The sequence below is a fragment of the Bacillus fungorum genome (genome assembly GCF_002746455.1).
Lineage (GTDB): Bacteria > Bacillota > Bacilli > Bacillales > Bacillaceae_G > Bacillus_A > Bacillus_A fungorum.
This window is the reverse complement of sequence record NZ_NWUW01000002.1, coordinates 201,330-220,811: the sequence shown is the minus strand read 5'-3', so window position 1 is coordinate 220,811 and position 19,482 is coordinate 201,330. Positions and strand designations below refer to the sequence as shown.

General features: G+C 34.4%; 21 protein-coding genes and 2 pseudogenes. 7 read left to right on the top strand and 16 right to left on the bottom strand.

Going from position 1 to position 19,482, the window contains the following annotated elements; translation table 11 throughout:
* The first annotated feature begins 80 nt into the window (after positions 1 to 80).
* Positions 81 to 1,163 carry a chitinase gene (locus tag CO726_RS03870; RefSeq protein WP_099683354.1) on the top strand — a complete coding sequence of 361 codons (1,083 nt, stop codon included), beginning with the start codon at positions 81 to 83 and terminating at the stop codon, positions 1,161 to 1,163.
* A 105-nt stretch (positions 1,164 to 1,268) separates the two neighbouring features.
* On the opposite strand, the gene CO726_RS03860 is transcribed toward CO726_RS03870, so the two are convergent.
* On the bottom strand, positions 1,269 to 2,162 hold the full coding sequence (locus CO726_RS03860; protein ID WP_099683353.1) for a metallophosphoesterase: 894 nt from the start codon (positions 2,160 to 2,162) through the stop codon (positions 1,269 to 1,271).
* 196 nt (positions 2,163 to 2,358) lie between these two features.
* Here CO726_RS03860 and CO726_RS03855 point away from each other — a divergent pair, with 196 nt between their 5' ends.
* Both CO726_RS03855 and CO726_RS03850 read left to right on the top strand, forming a co-directional pair.
* Positions 2,359 to 3,174 carry a formate/nitrite transporter family protein gene (locus CO726_RS03855; RefSeq protein ID WP_099683352.1) on the top strand — a complete coding sequence of 272 codons (816 nt, stop codon included), beginning with the start codon at positions 2,359 to 2,361 and terminating at the stop codon, positions 3,172 to 3,174.
* Positions 3,175 to 3,315: 141 nt separating this feature from the next.
* Complete coding sequence (locus CO726_RS03850; RefSeq protein ID WP_001043904.1) at positions 3,316 to 3,588, top strand: HU family DNA-binding protein; 273 nt, start codon at positions 3,316 to 3,318, stop codon at positions 3,586 to 3,588.
* Positions 3,589 to 3,608: 20 nt separating this feature from the next.
* On the opposite strand, the gene CO726_RS03845 is transcribed toward CO726_RS03850, so the two are convergent.
* The 11 genes and pseudogenes from CO726_RS03845 to CO726_RS03795 all read right to left on the bottom strand — a co-directional run.
* Positions 3,609 to 4,088, bottom strand: a complete 480-nt coding sequence (locus CO726_RS03845) for a GNAT family N-acetyltransferase (protein ID WP_099683351.1) — start codon at positions 4,086 to 4,088, stop codon at positions 3,609 to 3,611.
* A gap of 147 nt (positions 4,089 to 4,235) precedes the next feature.
* Positions 4,236 to 6,662 (bottom strand): heavy metal translocating P-type ATPase, encoded by a 2,427-nt coding sequence (locus tag CO726_RS03840; protein WP_099683350.1) that lies wholly within the window; start codon positions 6,660 to 6,662, stop codon positions 4,236 to 4,238.
* A gap of 95 nt (positions 6,663 to 6,757) precedes the next feature.
* Positions 6,758 to 6,964 carry a copper chaperone CopZ gene (copZ, locus tag CO726_RS03835; RefSeq protein WP_000436973.1) on the bottom strand — a complete coding sequence of 69 codons (207 nt, stop codon included), beginning with the start codon at positions 6,962 to 6,964 and terminating at the stop codon, positions 6,758 to 6,760.
* Positions 6,965 to 7,168: 204 nt separating this feature from the next.
* The gene (locus tag CO726_RS03830) at positions 7,169 to 7,471 is read right to left on the bottom strand and encodes a metal-sensing transcriptional repressor (protein WP_000349637.1); all 303 of its coding nucleotides are present in this window, start codon (positions 7,469 to 7,471) and stop codon (positions 7,169 to 7,171) included.
* Between the two features lie 313 nt (positions 7,472 to 7,784).
* On the bottom strand, positions 7,785 to 8,012 hold the full coding sequence (locus tag CO726_RS03825) for a hypothetical protein (protein ID WP_000849103.1): 228 nt from the start codon (positions 8,010 to 8,012) through the stop codon (positions 7,785 to 7,787).
* Between the two features lie 319 nt (positions 8,013 to 8,331).
* Positions 8,332 to 9,159 (bottom strand): alpha/beta hydrolase, encoded by an 828-nt coding sequence (locus CO726_RS03820; protein ID WP_099683349.1) that lies wholly within the window; start codon positions 9,157 to 9,159, stop codon positions 8,332 to 8,334.
* Positions 9,160 to 9,174: 15 nt separating this feature from the next.
* The gene (locus CO726_RS03815) at positions 9,175 to 9,996 is read right to left on the bottom strand and encodes an ABC transporter ATP-binding protein (protein WP_099683348.1); all 822 of its coding nucleotides are present in this window, start codon (positions 9,994 to 9,996) and stop codon (positions 9,175 to 9,177) included.
* A 14-nt stretch (positions 9,997 to 10,010) separates the two neighbouring features.
* Positions 10,011 to 11,033 (bottom strand): FecCD family ABC transporter permease, encoded by a 1,023-nt coding sequence (locus CO726_RS03810; protein WP_099683347.1) that lies wholly within the window; start codon positions 11,031 to 11,033, stop codon positions 10,011 to 10,013.
* On the bottom strand, positions 11,026 to 12,033 hold the full coding sequence (locus CO726_RS03805) for a FecCD family ABC transporter permease (protein ID WP_001173058.1): 1,008 nt from the start codon (positions 12,031 to 12,033) through the stop codon (positions 11,026 to 11,028). Before CO726_RS03805 ends, CO726_RS03810 begins: the two co-directional genes overlap by 8 nt.
* Positions 12,034 to 12,060: 27 nt before the next feature.
* Positions 12,061 to 13,026, bottom strand: a complete 966-nt coding sequence (locus tag CO726_RS03800) for an iron-hydroxamate ABC transporter substrate-binding protein (protein ID WP_099683346.1) — start codon at positions 13,024 to 13,026, stop codon at positions 12,061 to 12,063.
* A gap of 287 nt (positions 13,027 to 13,313) precedes the next feature.
* Positions 13,314 to 13,451, bottom strand: a pseudogene (locus tag CO726_RS03795) (exodeoxyribonuclease III); the annotation flags it as partial.
* Between the two features lie 78 nt (positions 13,452 to 13,529).
* Between CO726_RS03795 and CO726_RS03790 the strand changes: the two are divergent.
* The 3 genes from CO726_RS03790 to CO726_RS03780 are packed head-to-tail and all read left to right on the top strand — an operon-like array spanning position 13,530 to position 15,545.
* On the top strand, positions 13,530 to 14,126 hold the full coding sequence (locus CO726_RS03790) for a bifunctional transcriptional activator/DNA repair enzyme AdaA (protein WP_099683345.1): 597 nt from the start codon (positions 13,530 to 13,532) through the stop codon (positions 14,124 to 14,126).
* Positions 14,107 to 14,637, top strand: coding sequence for a methylated-DNA--[protein]-cysteine S-methyltransferase (locus CO726_RS03785; RefSeq protein ID WP_099683344.1), 531 nt, complete (start codon positions 14,107 to 14,109; stop codon positions 14,635 to 14,637). Before CO726_RS03790 ends, CO726_RS03785 begins: the two co-directional genes overlap by 20 nt.
* Positions 14,634 to 15,545, top strand: a complete 912-nt coding sequence (locus CO726_RS03780) for a DNA-3-methyladenine glycosylase family protein (RefSeq protein WP_099683343.1) — start codon at positions 14,634 to 14,636, stop codon at positions 15,543 to 15,545. The genes CO726_RS03785 and CO726_RS03780 overlap by 4 nt, the downstream gene beginning before the upstream one ends.
* A gap of 38 nt (positions 15,546 to 15,583) precedes the next feature.
* On the opposite strand, the gene pepT is transcribed toward CO726_RS03780, so the two are convergent.
* The gene (pepT, locus tag CO726_RS03775; RefSeq protein ID WP_099683342.1) at positions 15,584 to 16,816 is read right to left on the bottom strand and encodes a peptidase T; all 1,233 of its coding nucleotides are present in this window, start codon (positions 16,814 to 16,816) and stop codon (positions 15,584 to 15,586) included.
* 195 nt (positions 16,817 to 17,011) lie between these two features.
* On the opposite strand from pepT, the gene CO726_RS03770 reads away from it, so the two are divergent.
* Positions 17,012 to 17,656, top strand: a complete 645-nt coding sequence (locus CO726_RS03770) for a YczE/YyaS/YitT family protein (protein WP_098761906.1) — start codon at positions 17,012 to 17,014, stop codon at positions 17,654 to 17,656.
* A 91-nt stretch (positions 17,657 to 17,747) separates the two neighbouring features.
* Here the strand turns inward: CO726_RS03770 and CO726_RS03765 are convergent, their stop codons facing one another.
* The 3 genes and pseudogenes from CO726_RS03765 to CO726_RS03755 form a co-directional block, all read right to left on the bottom strand.
* On the bottom strand, positions 17,748 to 18,065 hold the full coding sequence (locus CO726_RS03765; protein WP_098761905.1) for a hypothetical protein: 318 nt from the start codon (positions 18,063 to 18,065) through the stop codon (positions 17,748 to 17,750).
* A gap of 375 nt (positions 18,066 to 18,440) precedes the next feature.
* Positions 18,441 to 18,569: pseudogene (locus tag CO726_RS03760) on the bottom strand (histidine phosphatase family protein); the annotation flags it as partial.
* A 30-nt stretch (positions 18,570 to 18,599) separates the two neighbouring features.
* On the bottom strand, positions 18,600 to 19,415 hold the full coding sequence (locus tag CO726_RS03755) for an alpha/beta fold hydrolase (protein ID WP_099683341.1): 816 nt from the start codon (positions 19,413 to 19,415) through the stop codon (positions 18,600 to 18,602).
* Positions 19,416 to 19,482: the final 67 nt, after the last annotated feature.

Genomic DNA, 19,482 nt, shown 5'->3' with positions numbered 1-19,482 from the left:
TTATAAAATAATGAATTTTCAGATATTATCGAATAAACAAGATTATACATCTAGACAACTTTTTGTATAGGAGTGTTGATATGTTAAACAAGTTCAAATTCATTTGTTGTACGTTAGTAATTTTTTTACTGTTACCACTAGCCCCCTTTCAAGCACAAGCAGCAAACAATTTAGGATCAAAACTACTCGTTGGATACTGGCATAACTTTGATAACGGTACTGGCATTATTAAATTAAGAGACGTTTCACCAAAATGGGATGTAATAAATGTATCTTTCGGGGAAACTAGTGGTGATCGTTCTACTGTTGAATTTTCTCCTGTGTATGGTACAGATGCAGAATTCAAATCAGATATTTCTTATTTAAAAAGTAAAGGAAAGAAAGTAGTTCTTTCAATAGGTGGACAAAATGGGGTCGTTTTACTTCCTAACAATGCTGCTAAGCAACGTTTCATTAATTCCATACAATCTCTAATCGATAAATACGGTTTTGATGGAATAGATATTGACCTTGAATCAGGTATTTACTTAAACGGTAATGACACTAATTTCAAAAACCCAACTACTCCTCAAATCGTAAATCTTATTTCGGCTATTCGAACAATCTCAGATCATTACGGTCCCGACTTTCTATTAAGCATGGCTCCTGAAACAGCTTATGTTCAAGGCGGTTATAGCGCATACGGAAGCATCTGGGGTGCATATTTACCGATTATTTACGGAGTGAAAGATAAACTAACATACATTCACGTTCAACACTACAACGCTGGCAGTGGCATTGGAATGGACGGTAATAACTACAATCAAGGTACTGCAGACTACGAGGTCGCTATGGCAGATATGCTCTTACATGGTTTTCCTGTAGGTGGTAATGCAAATAACATGTTCCCACCTCTTCGTTCGGATCAAGTCATGATTGGCCTTCCTGCAGCACCAGCGGCCGCTCCAAGTGGTGGGTATATTTCTCCAACTGAAATGAAAAAAGCTTTAGATTATATCATTAAGGGAATTCCTTTCGGAGGAAAGTATAAACTTTCAAATGAGAGTGGCTATCCTGCATTCCGCGGTCTAATGTCTTGGTCTATTAATTGGGATGCAAAAAACAACTTTGAATTCTCTAGTAACTATAGAACATATTTCGATGCGATTCCCTTGCAAAAATAATAAAAACAACAATAGGTTTTATATGACCTATTGTTGTTTTTTATTTACCACCAATTAACATCGCTCGTTCATCAAAATCAAATTGATGATGCGGAATTGAATACATTAGTTACTATTTTGCTTCAATACAAATACTGAAAGTTCAGGTACACTCCAAAATCTAACAGGCATTCGGGTTGTCCCAATACCACGATTTACGTATAAATGTAACGGCTTATTCTTCCCTTCTAATTCATACATACCTTCAACATGACTCTCAGCTAATTTTGTAGTAATTAATGGACCTATAAAAGGAATTTGAACTTGTCCTCCATGACTATGTCCTGACATTTGAAAATCAACTGGGTAACGAGCTACTTTGTCTACAACATCCGGCTCATGTACTAATAGCATATTGAAATCTTGTTGCCTTACATGTTTTAAAGTCGCGTCTATTTGTGGCTTCCCTAATAGAAAATCATCCAAACCTGATATTGTAATATATTTGCCGTTTTCCGCTTTAATTTTCTGTACTTCATTGACTAATACAGAGAAACCTGCTTCCTCCATATACTTTTTATAAAATAAACTACCTCCACCGCCCCTGTCATGATTCCCAAACACAGCATATTTCCCTAAGGGCGCATGTATTTTCTGTAATATACCTTTCGCTTCTTCTCTTTCGGCTTGATACGATCCAAACTTATCTATTAAATCCCCTGTAAAAACTACTACATCTGGACGTAATGCATTCATCTTCTCCACCAAATTTTCTAGTTGTTTCAGTGTAAATTCTGGCCCTAAATGTACATCTGAGAATTGCAATATCTTTTTATTATTAAACTCTTTAGGAATTGTAGAAGCTTCAATTTCATTCCACGTAACTGTTACTAGTTTTCGTTCTATTTCTGTCGCATAGAAATACAAACTTATTAAAATCATTACTACACTTATAGAACTAATAATACATATCTTTACGATTGATTTTTTTTGCTCTTTTTTTACATGATGCGTATTCATGTTCTCACCTCTAGAAATACTTTAAATCCTTATTGTTACATTCATGTGACGACATGAACAATGTTAGTTATATCCAACTCCATCCCAGCTCACTTTGACAAACTTATACAGAAGTCATAACATATTTTTATAATACATAGATTTTTAAAAATGTTCCTTCTATTCATTCTAGCATTTTATTAAGGAGAGATTATTCATGTCTGTATTTACACCAGAAGAAATTACGGAACTTGCTGCTAATTCCGGAAGAAAAAAAGCTCATTTATCACTACTCCCTATGCTAATTCTCGGCTTTTTTGGTGGTGCTTTCATAGCATTAGGGTATTTACTCGATATTCATGTTATTGGAACAATGCCAAAGTCTTGGGGATCATTTACTAGTTTTCTAGGTGCCGCTGTATTCCCTATCGGTCTAATACTCGTTATTCTTGCAGGTGGTGAGTTAGTAACTGGCAATATGATGACAGTTTCTATGGCTTGGCTTCACAAAAAAATCCACTTATTTCACTTCATTCGAAATTTAGTTATTGTTACGTTTAGCAACTTCATAGGTGCTGTATTCGTTGCTTATTTTTTCGGTCATATCGTCGGATTAACAGAGGGAGCTTTTTTAGCGAAAACAGTTTCTATTGCGCAAGCTAAACTACAGGATACACCACTACAAGCCTTCATTTCTGCAATCGGATGTAATTGGCTCGTTTGTTTAGCTGTTTGGCTCAGTATGGGAAGTAAAGAATTTATCGGAAAGATTATCGGCATTTGGTTCCCAGTTATGACTTTTGTTGCAATTGGATTTCAACACGTTGTAGCCAATATGTTTGTTATCCCAGCTGCAATTTTCTCTGGTCATTTAACTTGGGCTGAATATTTTCCAAACTTCATTTTTGTTTTCTTTGGAAATTTAGTAGGAGGTATGTTATTTGTAGCATTGCCTTATTTCATATCTTATAATAAGAAACTGCCTCTAAATAAAGAGCACACCGAATTAAAGAAAAAATCTGTATCCGCTTAAATTAAATGTCTATAAAGTGGCTCTAAAAAATATTACAAATTTCATTTTTTTTGCGAATATATGTACGTACACTTGTTCTCGAATGTTTTATACGTTATAATAACAACTTAAATAGCATTATTTACATATGAGGTGAAAAACATGAACAAAACAGAATTAATTAAAAACGTAGCACAAAATGCTGAGATTTCTCAAAAAGAAGCTACTGTAGTTGTACAAACTGTAGTAGAATCAATCACTAACACTTTAGCTGCTGGTGAAAAAGTACAACTTATCGGATTCGGTACATTCGAAGTTCGCGAAAGAGCTGCTCGTACAGGCCGTAACCCACAAACTGGTGAAGAAATGCAAATCGCAGCTTCTAAAGTACCTGCTTTCAAAGCTGGTAAAGAACTTAAAGAAGCTGTAAAATAATGAAAAAATAGCCTTCTCGTTTATGAGAAGGCTATTTTTTTCATTACATAATTAATAAAAATCTGACCATTATGCTGTTTCTTTTGTTCCTTTATGCAAATAAAACCTTTACTTTCAAAGAAAGGCTTTGCTGTAATACTCGCTTCTGTATATATCTCCCTATGCCCAAAGTTTACTGCTTCTTTTTCTAACTTCTGTAGTATGTAGGAAGCTACCCTTTTCCCTTGATAATCTTTATGTGTAAATAAACGATCTACATAATGCTCATCATTATAATCTCCAAATCCCACTATCACACCGTTATGATCCGCTACATAACTAATATTCTTCTCTAAAGATTTTAACCAGCTTTCTCTATCTAGTCGATCTGGCGCCCATGCCTGTAGTTGTAACTCGTTATAATCTTTTGCATTAATTGTATGAACTGTTGCATAGAACAACTGTAAGACTTGATCTAAATCATCTTTATGGAATGTCCTAATTATCGTGTCTTTTAACATATTTGAGCCTCCTTACTAAACTATCATTTAACTTTTCTACCATCTACGATTCAATATTCTTGCTTTATTATATCTTTTTTCTTTCTATATAAACAAAAAAAACAATACTTATTTACAAGTATTGTTTTTGTTTAAAAGCATATTCAATTACTCTATAGATTTTAATTTAACCCTCTGTAATCGCAATGCATTTAATACGACCGATACAGAACTAAATGCCATAGCCGCTCCTGCAACCCAAGGTGCTAGGAAACCGAACGCTGCAATCGGGATTCCTAAGCCGTTATAAGCTAATGCCCAGAATAAATTTTGTTTAATATTTCTAATCGTCATTTTACTCATAAAGATCGCATCAGCAATACTATTTAAGTCACCGCGGATTAACGTTATATCCGCTGCTTCCATCGCTACATCCGTTCCCGTTCCAATTGCCATACCAATGTTCGCTGTAGCAAGAGCAGGAGCATCATTTATCCCATCTCCAACCATCGCTACCTTCTTACCATTTGCTTGCAGTTTTTTCACTTCTTCTGCTTTTCCTTCTGGCAATACTTCTGCAATTACGTGATCAATACCAACTTGCTTTGCAATCGCCTGAGCAGTTTGTGTATTATCTCCTGTAATCATCACAACGTCTAGACCCATTTTCTTAAGTCTTGCGATAGCTGCTTTTGAAGTATCTTTCACAGTATCCGCAACGGCAACTATACCAGCATATTCTTTATCGATTGCAATAAGCATTGCTGTTTTTCCTTCTCGTTCTAGTGCTTCCATTGATTTAGAAACTGCTTCAATATCAATATCGAATTTCTTCATTAATCGACGTGTACCAATTAATAATTGTTTTCCTTCTACAACCGATTCAATCCCGAATCCAGGAATGGCTTCAAATGTTTCCGAATTTGGTAGATCAATTCCCTTTTCTTTAATTCCTTCTACAATCGCTTCTGCAAGTGGATGTTCCGAATTTCGTTCTGCTGCCCCTACTAATCTAAGCAGTTCATTTTCATTGAATCCATCTGCTACAATTACATCTGTTAACACCGGCTTCCCATTTGTCACAGTACCTGTTTTATCTAGAATAACTGTATCTAATCGATGCGTTGCTTCTAAATGCTCCCCGCCTTTAAATAAAATACCATACTCAGCCGATCTTCCTGATCCAGCCATAATAGATGTAGGCGTTGCAAGACCTAATGCACATGGACATGCGATAACAAGTACTGCTATCATTTTCTCAAGTGCTCCGCCAAAATCGCCTGGTGTAACAAATATCATCCACACTGCAAATGTGATAATAGCAATCACAACTACAACCGGTACAAAAATACCTGAAATTTGATCTGCTACCCTTTGAATAGGAGCTTTTGAACCTTGAGCCTCTTCTACTACTTTGATAATTTGAGCTAATGCAGTATCTCTTCCTACCTTAGTTGCTTTCACTTTTAAAAATCCATTTTTATTCATTGTAGAACCGATTACTACATCCCCAATTGTTTTATCAACTGGAATACTTTCCCCTGTTAACATCGATTCATCTATTGCTGACTTTCCTTCTACAATCTCACCATCTACCGGAATTTTTTCACCAGGCTTTACATAAACGATATCACCAGCTACTACTTCTTCGATTAAAATTTTCATTTCTGTTCCATCTCGCACAACTGTAGCTGTCTTTGCTTGTAAACCCATCAACTTTTTAATTGCTTCTGATGAACGTCCCTTTGCTTTTGCTTCAAATAATTTACCTAAAATAATTAGTGTAATAAGTACCGCACTCGTTTCAAAATATAAATCTGTCATATGTTCCGAAGAACCGATAGATTGAATGCTTAAATATACACTATAGAAATAGGCGGCCGACGTTCCAAGTGCCACAAGCACATCCATGTTAGCACTTTTATTACGTAACGCTTTATAAGCCCCAACATAAAACTGTCCACCAATGATAAATTGAACTGGCGTTGCAAGAGCTAGCTGCACCCAAGGGTTCATAAGCATATCAGGTAAATAAATAAACGATGTAAATGAGAAGTGACTTACCATTGCCCACAGTAACGGGAATGATAAAATAAACGAAATGATAAACTTCTTCTTTTGTCGCTCAATTTCTTGTAAGCGATGATCAGTCGATCCATCTTGCTCATCTGATTTCACTTCCAATTTATATCCTAATTTCGTAATTGCACTCTTCATTTCATTTACATTAATTTCATCAGGATTAAAATCTACTGTAGCCGTTTCCAAAGCGAAATTTACTGTCGCCTCGTTCACACCTTCTAACTTATTTAAACGCTTTTCTACTCTATTGGCACATGCTGCGCATGTCATTCCTGAAACAGTAAATTCAGCTTTATCACTTACAATTCCATATCCTAACAATTCAACTTTTTCTTTAAATTGTTGCGGATTTGTTTTTTGGGGATCATACATTATTTTGGTTTTTTCAAGTGCAAAATTTACATTTGCATCATGAACACCTTCTACTTTTTTCAGACCTTTTTCAATTCTATTTGCACATGCTGCACATGTCATTCCTGATATTTGAAGATTGGCCTCTTTTTGTTCATTCATGTCTCTCACCTCTATATACCCTTATGAGGTATAATTATTAGCAAAATAAATCGTACTTCCTATAAAGTACGATTTATTTCCATATTAAAAAATAATTATTGAACATCGTATCCTTGATCTTCAATTACAGCAACGATATCTTTTAATGTTACAGCAGACGAGTCGATAGTAACTTCAACAGTTCCTTCTGCTAATTGAACTTTCACTTGCTCAACACCGTTTAGTTCTTTCACACTGCTTTCGATAGCATTTACACAATGTCCACAAGACATACCTTCAACTTGTAATGTTAACTGTTCCATTTAAAATCCTCCTCTTGTTTCTTCATTGTTTGTTAATCACAATTACATCTTACCATACCCCCCTAAGGTAATCAATGGTTTTATATCATGATTTTCCAATTATTTTCTAAAAGTTTATTTTACATATACTTTTTCACACAAATACCTCGTAAATCCTATATAAAGGTATACAAAAAAACAAGCCAGTTACATACTAGCTTGTTTTTACGCTTTTGAAAAACGTTCAAATACTGTCATTAATTCTTCAATTGCTTCGTCACCATTTCCATTTTTAATAGCTCCTGAAACACAATGACTCGTATGATTTTTGAGAACGCCCATTCCTACTTTTTTCATCGCTGCATTAATCGCTGAAATTTGCACTAAAATATCCACGCAATAACGATCATTTTCAATCATATTTTGAATACCGCGTACTTGTCCTTCAATTCTCTTTAGTCTATTTATAATTTGTTCTTTTTCTTTTTCTGATCTATGTGTTACTGCTTCATGCTCTTTATGATCCATATTATCACCTTCTTAAAGTTTCTCTTCATCCAATAAAACAACTGTTTTTTATGAGTATACCAATTATAGCATTAAATATCTATGCATGATACCCCATAAGAGTATATTTACGCTTTATGATTATTCTTAACAACTCATTAGCTTCTTAATCTCAATTTTCAGTATACCCTTTCCTTTTTGTCAAAAAAATCATTATATCTCTCATCAAAATTCAATAAAGTGAAACAAGAATAAGCGGGGATTACCCATCCCCGCTTATTCTTCGTCTATGACATTAAAATCCCAATTTTCAGATATTCCTTTCCATATATAATTATTGTTGATCGCATACTTTTGTATCATTCACTACTGAAGTTCCTTCAACGGTTACCGTATGAAAACAGTCATTTACTCGAACTGTCACAACATTATCTTGCCGATCAATGATATGATATTCATTAAAATTTTTATTCAGAGCACTGCGAATTTGTTCTCCTTCATAAATTGGGATGCCATGCGATAGAACCCAAATAAGTCCAGCGATAGCAAGAATAGTTTTCATACGATCTACCTCCTTGGGAATATAGTGAACTTTTCATCCATGCTTTTTCAGCTCTACGAATCATGTTTGGAATAAACCAAGCCTTTTTGGAAATAAGTTCATTTCGTCTATTTTATGTTTATGCTAATTGTGACCGATTTGTGACAACTTTTTGTCTCTTTAGACGAAAAGTTGAAACAAAATTTTCAAAAAGGACAATTCTACTTGAACAACACAAAAGGCTATGGAGAATTTCCCCATAGCTTTGCGTTTGCATTTTATTAGACGATCACTTTATTAACTAACCTAAAAATGTGGATTCACTCCAATTACTAGCCTTTTAATCACTGGATACATGACTAATAAATCTCAATCCTTTACTTAAAGAAGTCGGCACAACAGATGCATGATTCTCCCCTTTAGCTTCATAAAACGTAAATCTAAACTGATCGTGTTTTACTTGGAGAAGGCGCTCTGACAATTCATTTGCACCTACAACCATATGCTCTCGTTCTAGTGAACCAACTGTAAGAAATACTCCTGTTTTAACCTTTGCATTGTTTAATTCATGTATAAGATTCTCTTCTTTTTCAAGCACAGATTGGTTATTCCACCAAATAGATGGACTACTTATAAAATAATTTTGAAAAGCATTTACGTTTGTAAATAATATATGTAAAGCAAATAGCCCACCTAAAGAATGCCCAAATAATGTTTGCTTTCCTTTATCAATCTCAAAATCCTTTTCAATTTGCGGCTTCAATTCTTCTTCAATAAAAGTAAAGAAATTATGTGCTCCTCCTGTTTTAGGCCACGGTTTACCATCTGGTTTTAAAGGTGCATCTTTTGAAATTACGCTAGGCGTAAAATCATAGCATCTTTCTTCACCTGAGAATGCCCCTTCAATTGGATAACCAATACCTACTATAATGGCTGGTGAAACACCTGTTTTTTCTGCTCTAACTGATTGTATTTTAATCGCTTCATGAAATGTTTGAAAAAAGGCATTTCCATCTAATACGTATATAACAGAATATCCTGATTCTGGTGCTGGTTGCCTCGGCTTTGAAATATGAATTTGATATTTCTTACCTTCTAATTTTGAATACATTTTCCACTGCTCTGTATTAGATGTTATAATCTGCTGTTTTTCAATAGTAGTATTCACCCTATATCCCCCCTTTTAACTTGTTACATATATTTCTACTTTTTCTTCTTGAAGTGCAACGCTATCATAACCGAAACAAACAGGAGCCCCATTATACGGATCAATCATAACACGTGCATCAATATGAAATACTTCTTTTAACACTTCATTTGTAATGATTTCTTCTGGACTACCATTTGTAACGATTTCCCCTTCCTTCATCGCAATAATTTCATCTGAAAACCTTGCTGCATGGTTAATATCATGTAATACCATAACAACTGTACAATTGTGTTCTTTATTTAACTTCTCCACAATTTGTAATACATCTAATTGATGAGACATATCAAGGTATGTAGTTGGCTCATCTAATAGCAACACTTCTGTCTCTTGTGCTAATGCCATCGCTAGCCATACCTTTTGTCGTTGACCACCTGATAAACTTGCAATTTGTCTCGTTCGAAATTCAGAAGTTTTCGTTATATCTAGTGCCCAATCAATCATCTCTTTATCTTTTGAAGTTAACTTATTTACGTTATTTCGATGTGGATGGCGTCCATAAGAAATTAATTCTTCTACTTTAAGCTCTCCTGGCGCGATTGGAGTTTGCGGAAGTAACGCTAACTGCTTCGCAATTTCTTTCGTTGGAATTGTATGTAAATCCTGTCCTTGCAAATATACTTTACCGCTTTTTTGCTTTAAAATTCTTCCCATTGTTTTTAACAGTGTCGATTTACCGCACCCGTTTGGCCCTATAATTGTCGTTACTTTTCCTTCTTGTATTTCCACATTTAAATCGCGAAACACTGTAAGCTTTTCATAACTCGTTTCTAAATTTTTTGCACTTAAAATACTCACTTTTATTCCCCCTCTTACGCTTTCGCCTTATAAAGTAAATATAAGAAATACGGTACACCGACAATAGAAATAACGATTCCAACTGGTAACTCTACAGGTGTGAAAACTGTTTTTGCAATAAAGTCTGAAGCAATTACAAGGAACATTCCGATTACCCCGCACGTAGGAATAATATATTTATGCTGAATACCGACAAGTCTTTTCGCTATATGCGGTGCCATTAGTCCAATAAAACCAATACTCCCTGAAACAGCGACACATGCGCTCACAAGTCCGATACTACTTAGTAGTAAAATAGATTTCTCTCTTTCTACTGAAACACCTAAACTTGTAATACTCGTTTCTTCCAATTGAAATAAATCTAATAAATAAGCTTTCTTTTGTATAAGCGGAATTAATATGATAAGCCACGGTAACATTGCAATAATATACTTCCAGTTTGCATTATATATACTCCCCGACACCCAAACTGCAGCCATTTCAAAATCAGTTGACTTCATTTTGAGTGATAGGTACATAGAAAATGCTCCAAATCCTGATCCAATCGCAATCCCTGTTAATAAAAGACGCTGCGAATCTAATTTACCGTTTTTCCAAGAAAACAGATAAATGATGATAGCTGCACCTAATCCGCCGACTAAACCAAACATCGGCATCATCATAATAGAAACCCAGTCTGTGCTCTTTAATTGTCCTTGAAAGAAAAACATAAAGATGACGATCGCTGTTCCTGCTCCGGCATTTACTCCTAAAATACCTGGGTCTGCCAGTCCGTTTCTTGTAATCCCTTGAATTACAGCACCTGCAACGCCTAGGCCTAATCCTACTAATCCAGCAATTACGATGCGCGGAAGACGAAACTCAAAAATAACTAAATCATGATCCGGTACTGGATCTATTCTAAGGAGTGTTTTAAATACATCTGTAATCGTAATGTCAAACGTACCATTTGTTAAACTAATATAAATAGCACATAGTATTAAAAATATAAGTATCCCCATCGTCATTCCAAAACGTTGACTTGAACTTTTAAGCATGTCTCTCTCCTCCTCTTGTACGAATTAAATACAGGAAGAAAGGAATTCCAATTAAGGAGGTAACGACTCCAATCGGTGTTTCAAATGGATAGTTTACAAATCTACTTAAAACATCACATAATGCTAAGAAAACGCCACCAATAACGCCTGCACATGGTAAAATCCACTTATAATCTACCCCAATTATAAAGCGAGTAATATGCGGAATAATTAAACCTACAAAACCAACTTTCCCCACTAAAGCAACTGCCGTTCCTGTTAAGAAAATAACTGATAAAATTGCCATCGCTTTAACTAGTTTTGTACGTTGCCCTAGATTAATAGAAACTTCTTCGCCTAAAGAGAGAATCGTAATAGATTTTGATATTAACAGTGCTAAAATTATTCCAATTATCCCAAACGGTATCGTAATTTTAATGATATTAGGATCAACTTGATCTAATTTTGCATTAAACCAAAAACTAACATTTTGAGAAATTTGGAAATACGAAGCCATTGCAGCAGATACACTACTTAAAAATGTTCCAATAACTGTTCCGATAATTGCCAACCTAACTGGTGATAAACCATTTTGAAGGAGTGAACCAAAACCAAATACGATACCGGCTCCTAGTGCAGAACCAATCATTGAACATACAACCATACCAATCGATGACATTCCCGGAAGAAAAATCATACAAAGTGTAATAACAAAAGCTGCTCCGTCCGTCACACCCATAATAGAAGGGGATGCAAGATAGTTTCTTGTCATCCCCTGCATAAGTGCTCCTGATATGGCTAGAAATGCTCCGACTAAAAGAGCTGCAACTACCCTTGGTAAACGTGAAGTAATAATAATATTATGATTTACATCACTTGAATCAAAATGAAATAATGCGTTCCACACCGTTTCAGCATCAATACTTTTCGCCCCATACAAAATAGAAAGTATAACTGTAAATAAGATGAGTATGGGTGCGATACATAATATAGTTACTGGTACTGCATTTGTTTTCTGCATATCATTCAACGCACCTTACTTAATATATTATTTAGATAAATTTTTCACTGCTTCTTTTAAGAATGCTGTTTTACTCCAAGCAGTACCACCTTGTGCCATTGGATCAACAACGTTTACAAATACTTTCTTTTCTTTCGCAGCATTCATACTTTGCCAAATTGGATTCTTTTCAATTTCTTCTAGCACTTTCGGGTTTTTATTTTCAGTTGTCTCATATTGTAAGAAAATATAATCTGGGTTTAGTTCAGCAAGTTTTTCAAATGAAATTTTCTCTTGTGCTTTTACAGTTTTCAATTGTTCTGGAGCAGTTAATCCAAGATCTTTATAAATTACAGGGTTGAAGTATACTCCTTCTGGGTATAGGAATAATTCGTTTGCTCTTAGTCTAATGACAAGAACTTTTTTGTCTTTTAACTTATCACCTAGTTTTGCTTTTGCTTTTTCAGCATCTGCATTGTAATCTTTAATAATTTTTTCTGCTTTATCTTTTTTACCAGTTAATTCTCCCATTAACTTTAAGTTATCTTCCCAATTTGTTGAAACGTGTGATACCGGGAATGTAGGCGCTACTTTCGTAAATTTTTCAGCTGTTTCTGCTGGGAATTTCGTACTTGATGTAATAACATCTGGTTTTAATTGAAGTAATGTTTCGAAATTTGGTTGCATTTTCTCACCAACAGATTTTGCACCCTCTAAATCTTTTTCAAGATACTTCGGTAATTTACCACCAACAGTAATGGCACCGACTGGCTTAATACCAAGTACCGCTGCATCTTCCATTGACTCTAAACTAGCTGTCGCAATTTTATCTACTTTTGCTGGTACTGTATATTCTTTACCTAAATATGTAATTTTTCGTTTTTCGTCTTTTTTCGTTTCCGTAGCTTTTGTCTGTTGCTTCTGCTCTCCTGAAGTCTTATCCGCACTATTACATGCTGCTAGTCCTACACTTAAAACTGTAACCATCCCTAATGTAAATAACTTCTTATTCATCTTTATATATCTCCTCTCGAATTTTCAAAACTATATTCTCAATAAAATTTAACTATATGAAACTTATCTTACATATATATTTCATTCTATCCAGAACTCATTCTCGTTCACTTCCCCTAAGCTATAATTCTTTTACACCTCGTCTATTGATAATCCTTTTCAATGATAATGATTATCGTTACTAAGTATATATTTAATATTAAATAATTTCAAGAAAGATTTGAAAAATTTTAACAAACTGAATTAAAAAAGAAGTATTCGCCTAATGTTAGGGGGATACTTCTTTTTTAGAAATTTATATGTAATTCAACTGGGCAATGGTCTGATCCCATTACTTCACTATTAATTTTCGCTTCTCTTATTTGGTCTTTCATTCTCTCGGAAACAACAAAATAATCTAAACGCCATCCAATATTTTCACCTTTGTAATCTTGCTCTTACATTTGTGAATACATACATACGCACTTTATTCAGGTTATACTAAATTTCAGAGGTGATGTTCTTTGTACAATGAAAGGATTACGTTAACAAATGAGCATTGGCAAGCAATTATTCAGAATGATTCTTCCTATGATAGCAAATTCTTTTATGCTGTGAAATCAACCGGAATCTTTTGCAGGCCATCGTGCAAATCAAGAATACCGAATAGAAACAATGTACGAATTTTTCATCATGCAGAGCAAGCATTAAGTGAAAACTTTCGCCCGTGCAAACGTTGTAAGCCAAATGGGATCACTTTACCTAATGAAGAGTGGGTAGAACAAATTAAAGATTATATCGAAAAACACTTTGACGAATTATTGACTCTCGACATACTTGCGGAAATGTGCCACGGTAGCCCATTTCATTTACAACGCACTTTCAAAAAAATGACAGGAATAAGTCCAATAGAATATATACAGCAGTTCAGGATTGTTAAAGCGGCAGAACACCTTTTACAAACAAATCAAACCATTAAAGAAATTAGTACTGCTGTCGGGATAGAAAACCCAGAGTATTTCGCAACTTTATTTAAAAAGAAAACCGGATTTACTCCTACTGAATATCGAAAAAAGAATGAAATGAAAGAGGGATACAATAATGAATTCCTACAAAAATAAATTTATATATTGGACGCTATTTACACATAAAAATTTTCAGTTTCATATTGCTGCAACTGAAACTGGACTATGTTTCATTGGATCTCAAGATGAAAACTTTGAAGAGCTAAATATATGGGCTAGAAAAAAATTGCCACAACATATATTGACCTGTAATCCAGATTATCTAAAAACATATACGAAAGAAGTTATGGAGTATTTAGAAAGTAAACGAGAAACTTTTACATTCCCTATCGATGCTTACGGAACTGATTTTCAATTATCTGTTTGGAATACGGTACGTGAAATTCCTTACGGGAGAACATATTCTTATTCAGAAATTGCCGAAAGAATGCAAAAACCTAAAGCTATGCGTGCCGTTGCTTCTGCCATTGCTGCCAATCCTCTTCTCATTACAATTCCTTGCCATCGTGTTATTGGAAAGAATGGTAAACTAACCGGCTTTAGAGGTGGATTAGAAATGAAGAAAGAATTGCTTATATTAGAAAAGTCGCAGGTAGAATTCATATGACCGCAGAATATACTAGTGCATTAACTTTAGCAGTTCCAACAGAATTTAGTTTTCAAGAAAATTTGCACTATCTATCCCGCTCTAACAATGAATGTATGTTTCACATTGAAAATAACAAAATTTATAAAGTTATCCCAGTACAAGATGTAAATCCTTTAGTTGAAATTAGTATGAATTCGGATGGTAATATTCAAATACGTTTTTTAGAAGAATCATATACATCTAAGAAATCGATTCGCGAAGCTGTAGCTAACTATGTGAAAGAGTGGTTTGATTTAACTACTGATTTAGCTCCCTTTTATACATTAGCTAAACATGATGTACTCCTTCAAGGACCAATTGAACAGTATTATGGCCTTCGTACTTTAGGTATTCCAGACTTATTTGAGGCACTTTCCTGGGGAATTATCGGTCAACAAATTAACCTAACATTTGCTTATACGCTAAAAAGACGGTTAGTCGAACACTATGGAAATTATGTAGAATGGAACGATAGAAAACATTGGATATTCCCTTCTCCTGAAACGATTGCCAATTTACACGTAGAGGATCTAAAAAAGTTAAAAATGACGACTAGAAAATGTGAATATTTAATCGGTATTGCAAAGCTTATTACAGAAGAAAAACTATCAAAAGAATCTTTACTGCAAATACAAAATGTAAAAATCGCTGAAAAACAATTAACTGCTATCCATGGTATAGGACCGTGGACAGCCAACTATGTTTTAATGCGATGCTTACGATTTCCTTCCGCTTTTCCAATTGAAGATGTTGGCTTGCACAATGCAATTAAATATATAACAGGCTCTAAAAGTAAACCGACTAAACATGAAATAAAAGATTTTGCGGCAAATTGGACCAACTGGGAGTCTTACGCAACTTTTTATTTGTGGCGAGTATTATACTAAAAGAACCAAGTAGCGCATCCGCACTACTTGGTTCTTTTTTAAGCTTGCTCTTCGAATCGTCTTGCAATTTCTACAATAACTTGAACAGCCTTTTCCATCGTATCTACCGAAACATACTCAAATTTACCGTGATAGTTTTCACCACCTGTGAAAATATTCGGCGTTGGTAATCCCATGTATGATAATTGCGATCCATCTGTTCCTCCGCGAATTGGATGAATATTTGGTTCAATGTCTAAACTTTTCATTGCTTCATAGGCAATATCAACAATCTCTCTCACTGGTTCAATTTTTTCAAGCATGTTATAGTATTGGTCATTCATTTCTAAAACGACTGCATCTTGTCCATATTTCTCTTGCATTTGCTTCACAATATTTTCAACGTTATTTTTACGCGCTTCAAAATTCTCACGATCAAAATCTCGAATAATATAATACGCTTTACTTTGCTCAACATCACCATTTAAAGAAAGTAAATGATAGAATCCTTCATAGCCTTCTGTATATTCTGGTGCCTCTTCTACTGGTAAATTCCCATTAAACTCCATAGCCAGTTTAGTTGCGTTACGCATTTTATTTTTCGCTGTTCCAGGATGTGTATTTGTTCCGTTAAACGTTAGCTTAGCACCTGCAGCATTAAAGCTTTCATATTCTAAACCACCTAATGGACCTCCATCCATCGTATAAGCAAATGATGCACCAAACGCTTCTACATCAAAATGTGCTGGGCCGCGGCCGATTTCTTCATCCGGCGTAAACGCAACTCTAATTTTCCCATGCTTAATTTGCGGGTTATGTATTAAATAATTCATTGCAACCATAATTTCTGTAAGACCAGCTTTATCATCTGCTCCTAGCAGTGTTGTACCATCCGTTGTAATAATTGTATGCCCTTTATAAGATGGTAATTCTGGGAACTGTTCCGGCGTTAACACAACATTTAGCTCTTCATTTAACGTAATCGCATTACCATCAAAGTTTTCATGAATTTGTGGTTTTACGTTTTTCCCTGTAAAATCTGTTGCCGTGTCTAAATGTGCTAAAAAGCCGATTACAGGAACATCCTTGTCCGTATTAGCCGGAAGTGTTGCCATTACATATCCATTATCATCCATCGTTATCTCTGTTAACCCAATTTCTTTTAGCTCTTCCACTAATAACTTACCAAACTCAATTTGCCCAGGTGTTGTTGGAACTGTATGGCTTTCCTCATTTGATTGCGTATCAATTTTTACATATCTCGTAAATCTTTCAATAAGCTCTTGTTTCAAACTCGTTCACTCTCTTTTATATTTCTTTCTCTATTATAATCCTTGAGACGAAATATTTTAACTTTTTTGACTGCGAATGTAACTATATCATTTATATTTTAGCAGTTTTAAATAACAGCTAAAAAGTCGTAATATTTGTACATTAAGACTCTTACATGTAATATACATAATTATAAAATATGGGAGGTATTAAAGATGAGGCTAACTCTCTTTCGCTATTTTCTTTTCTTCTTAGGATTAATTTTTTTCAGCCTTGGAAATGCTCTTGCAGTTAAAGTTAAATTTCTCGGTTTACATCCTTGGGAAGTTTTAAATATGGCTCTCTACCAAAGGTTTGGATGGACCATTGGTACGTGGAGTGTCATATGCGGATTATGTCTCGTTCTCATTTCTTTACTAGTAGATCGAAAATATATAAATGTGGGTACATTTTTAAATGCACTACTTATCGGTCCCATTATGGACTTTTTCTTGCAATCAAATATCCTTCCAAACGCTAGTGATTATTTATGGGTTAACTTACTCATTTTATTTTCTGGTATTGCCATTACAGGTATCGGAGGAGGTATGTATGTTGCGGCTGGAATTGGTGCTGGACCTCGTGATGGATTCATGCTTACTATTTCCGACAAAACAGGACTATCTATTAGCCGTGCGCGAATCATTGTAGAATGCATTGTATTAGTTATTGGATTTATGCTCGGTGGTCCTGTTTTTATCGTAACTTTTCTATACACTTTTATTCAAAGTCCAATCTTTCAGCAATCATTTAAGGTGTTTCAAACAGTCCTACATACTTTACAAAACAAAAACAAAGAGCAACTTAATGAAAATTTATAAAACATAACTTAATACAAATAATTCACCCTATTTACGGTTCTCACCGCAAATAGGGTGTTTCTTTTTTTATCTCGCAATTTAAGAATATATACTACTCATTCACAGTAAAAGTATATACATCGTTATAAATACAACCATTTACCCTAATAACGTATTTCCCAGGTTTACTAAAACTAATTGTGTATTTGTTTAGTTGAATTGCTTCTTTATCCCCAGAAAGAACATCAATACTTCTGCCACTCAATAAATAAAATTCACTTTGATTCATCGTTACATCAATTGTATTGAAATTGTCCTCTTTCACTTGCTGTGTTTCCGCAGCGCTTACACTTGGTTCTAAAAACAGTAGTCCACTTAATCCAATCGTACCCGCTAAAGCTACTCCCGCAAACTTTTTAATCTTTTTCATCACAATGCCCTCCTTATAAATTTTGCGTAAAGGTGATATCCCCCCTTACACCACAAAGCCTATATGTAATGAAACGAAAAGTAAACGGGGAACAGTAAGACAAAATTCTACATCTTTTTCTCCTATTGAATATAAATCCAACGTTTGGAGTTTTGACACATTTAAAATTGTTTCCCTAAACCAATTTCTCCATAATTTATTCAAATACTGAATAATTATTTATTGATTTAACATTCTAAAAATAGTTGATAAAAATGCTTTCTATTCAAATAAGAAAATTTTGCTATAAAAGTATCTTTTACAATAAAACCCATGCAACCAATTTTATTCCGCTTTCCATAATCTCTCTACATTCATTAATTGTTCTTCTTTAAACTCCATCTTTAATATGTCAGTCACTCTATGAGTATCCATTTTTCCCTTTTCAGTTAATCCACGTGTTCTTTCATCTCCTTCTAATTTTGGTGATTCACCATGCCTAACCATATAGATATATGTATTCATACTTCCTCCTTGAAAATATTCATTCGTCTTTTATAAACTTTGCTGATCTGTTCGTCTAATCCATTCTCCTACTAAACTCTCGAATAATTCGGGCTGTTCAATTTGCAAATTATACCCTGCCATGTCTAATACCGCTAATGTCGCTCTTGGATAATCATCAATAATTCCTATAATATCTTGATAACCTACCGATACATCTTGTCTTCCAGCTAACAAAAGAACTGATTTCTCATATTTCTTATGATGAAAATCCATAGTAAGAGAGTAATTTTTTTGCAATCTATCAATAAATTCATAATTAGCAATATCTAGTCCTGGCTTAATCTCCTTTTTAAATCTCGTATATGTATATTCATTTGCGACCACTGCTAACTCACAAAACTCTTCTCTATCAGTAGAAGTTAGTGTATTTAAAAACTCCTTATCTTGTACAAGTACCTGTTTATCCGGGATAATCCTTTTTTCTTGCTCCGCTACAACAACAGGGCATACTAATAGTAATCCGTTAACTCTTTCAAACAGCTTTGTGAGTATACCTCTAGCTAAATATCCACCATAAGATTCTCCTACTAATAAAAAGTTTTTCGTTGGAATGATTTCTTCAATACATGCAATTAACAGTTCTAATATATGATCTGAACTATTTATCCAATTTGGAGCATTCGATTTCCCCATGCCAGGTAAATCAATATATATTCTTTGGTAACCTTTATATTTTTGGAATACTGATTCCATGCACCTCTGCATTAGCCTATGATCAGGAGCACAGCCATGTATGATAATGACTGGTTTTCCTTCGCCAATAATTTCATAATATATTTCTGCATCCTTAATCCTGCATATCATAAAAAAAGCCCCCTAGTTTTCTATTCATCTTTACAGACAACCCTCTCAAACCAACAGGAATATACGT

Bases quoted from the DNA above. Each gene is read 5' to 3' on its own strand.
- copZ (WP_000436973.1), bottom strand. From the start codon at position 6,964: ATGGAACAGTTAACATTACAAGTTGAAGGTATGTCTTGTGGACATTGT.
- CO726_RS03825 (WP_000849103.1), bottom strand. From the start codon at position 8,012: ATGAAAACTATTCTTGCTATCGCTGGACTTATTTGGGTTCTATCGCAT.
- CO726_RS03840 (WP_099683350.1), bottom strand. From the start codon at position 6,662: ATGAATGAACAAAAAGAGGCCAATCTTCAAATATCAGGAATGACATGT.
- CO726_RS03855 (WP_099683352.1), top strand. From the start codon at position 2,359: ATGTCTGTATTTACACCAGAAGAAATTACGGAACTTGCTGCTAATTCC.
- CO726_RS03860 (WP_099683353.1), bottom strand. From the start codon at position 2,162: ATGAATACGCATCATGTAAAAAAAGAGCAAAAAAAATCAATCGTAAAG.
- CO726_RS03830 (WP_000349637.1), bottom strand. From the start codon at position 7,471: ATGGATCATAAAGAGCATGAAGCAGTAACACATAGATCAGAAAAAGAA.
- CO726_RS03845 (WP_099683351.1), bottom strand. From the start codon at position 4,088: ATGTTAAAAGACACGATAATTAGGACATTCCATAAAGATGATTTAGAT.
- CO726_RS03870 (WP_099683354.1), top strand. From the start codon at position 81: ATGTTAAACAAGTTCAAATTCATTTGTTGTACGTTAGTAATTTTTTTA.
- CO726_RS03850 (WP_001043904.1), top strand. From the start codon at position 3,316: ATGAACAAAACAGAATTAATTAAAAACGTAGCACAAAATGCTGAGATT.
- CO726_RS03780 (WP_099683343.1), top strand. From the start codon at position 14,634: ATGACCGCAGAATATACTAGTGCATTAACTTTAGCAGTTCCAACAGAA.
- CO726_RS03770 (WP_098761906.1), top strand. From the start codon at position 17,012: ATGAGGCTAACTCTCTTTCGCTATTTTCTTTTCTTCTTAGGATTAATT.
- CO726_RS03810 (WP_099683347.1), bottom strand. From the start codon at position 11,033: ATGCTTAAAAGTTCAAGTCAACGTTTTGGAATGACGATGGGGATACTT.
- CO726_RS03805 (WP_001173058.1), bottom strand. From the start codon at position 12,033: ATGCAGAAAACAAATGCAGTACCAGTAACTATATTATGTATCGCACCC.
- CO726_RS03800 (WP_099683346.1), bottom strand. From the start codon at position 13,026: ATGAATAAGAAGTTATTTACATTAGGGATGGTTACAGTTTTAAGTGTA.
- CO726_RS03765 (WP_098761905.1), bottom strand. From the start codon at position 18,065: ATGAAAAAGATTAAAAAGTTTGCGGGAGTAGCTTTAGCGGGTACGATT.
- CO726_RS03755 (WP_099683341.1), bottom strand. From the start codon at position 19,415: ATGATATGCAGGATTAAGGATGCAGAAATATATTATGAAATTATTGGC.
- CO726_RS03785 (WP_099683344.1), top strand. From the start codon at position 14,107: ATGAATTCCTACAAAAATAAATTTATATATTGGACGCTATTTACACAT.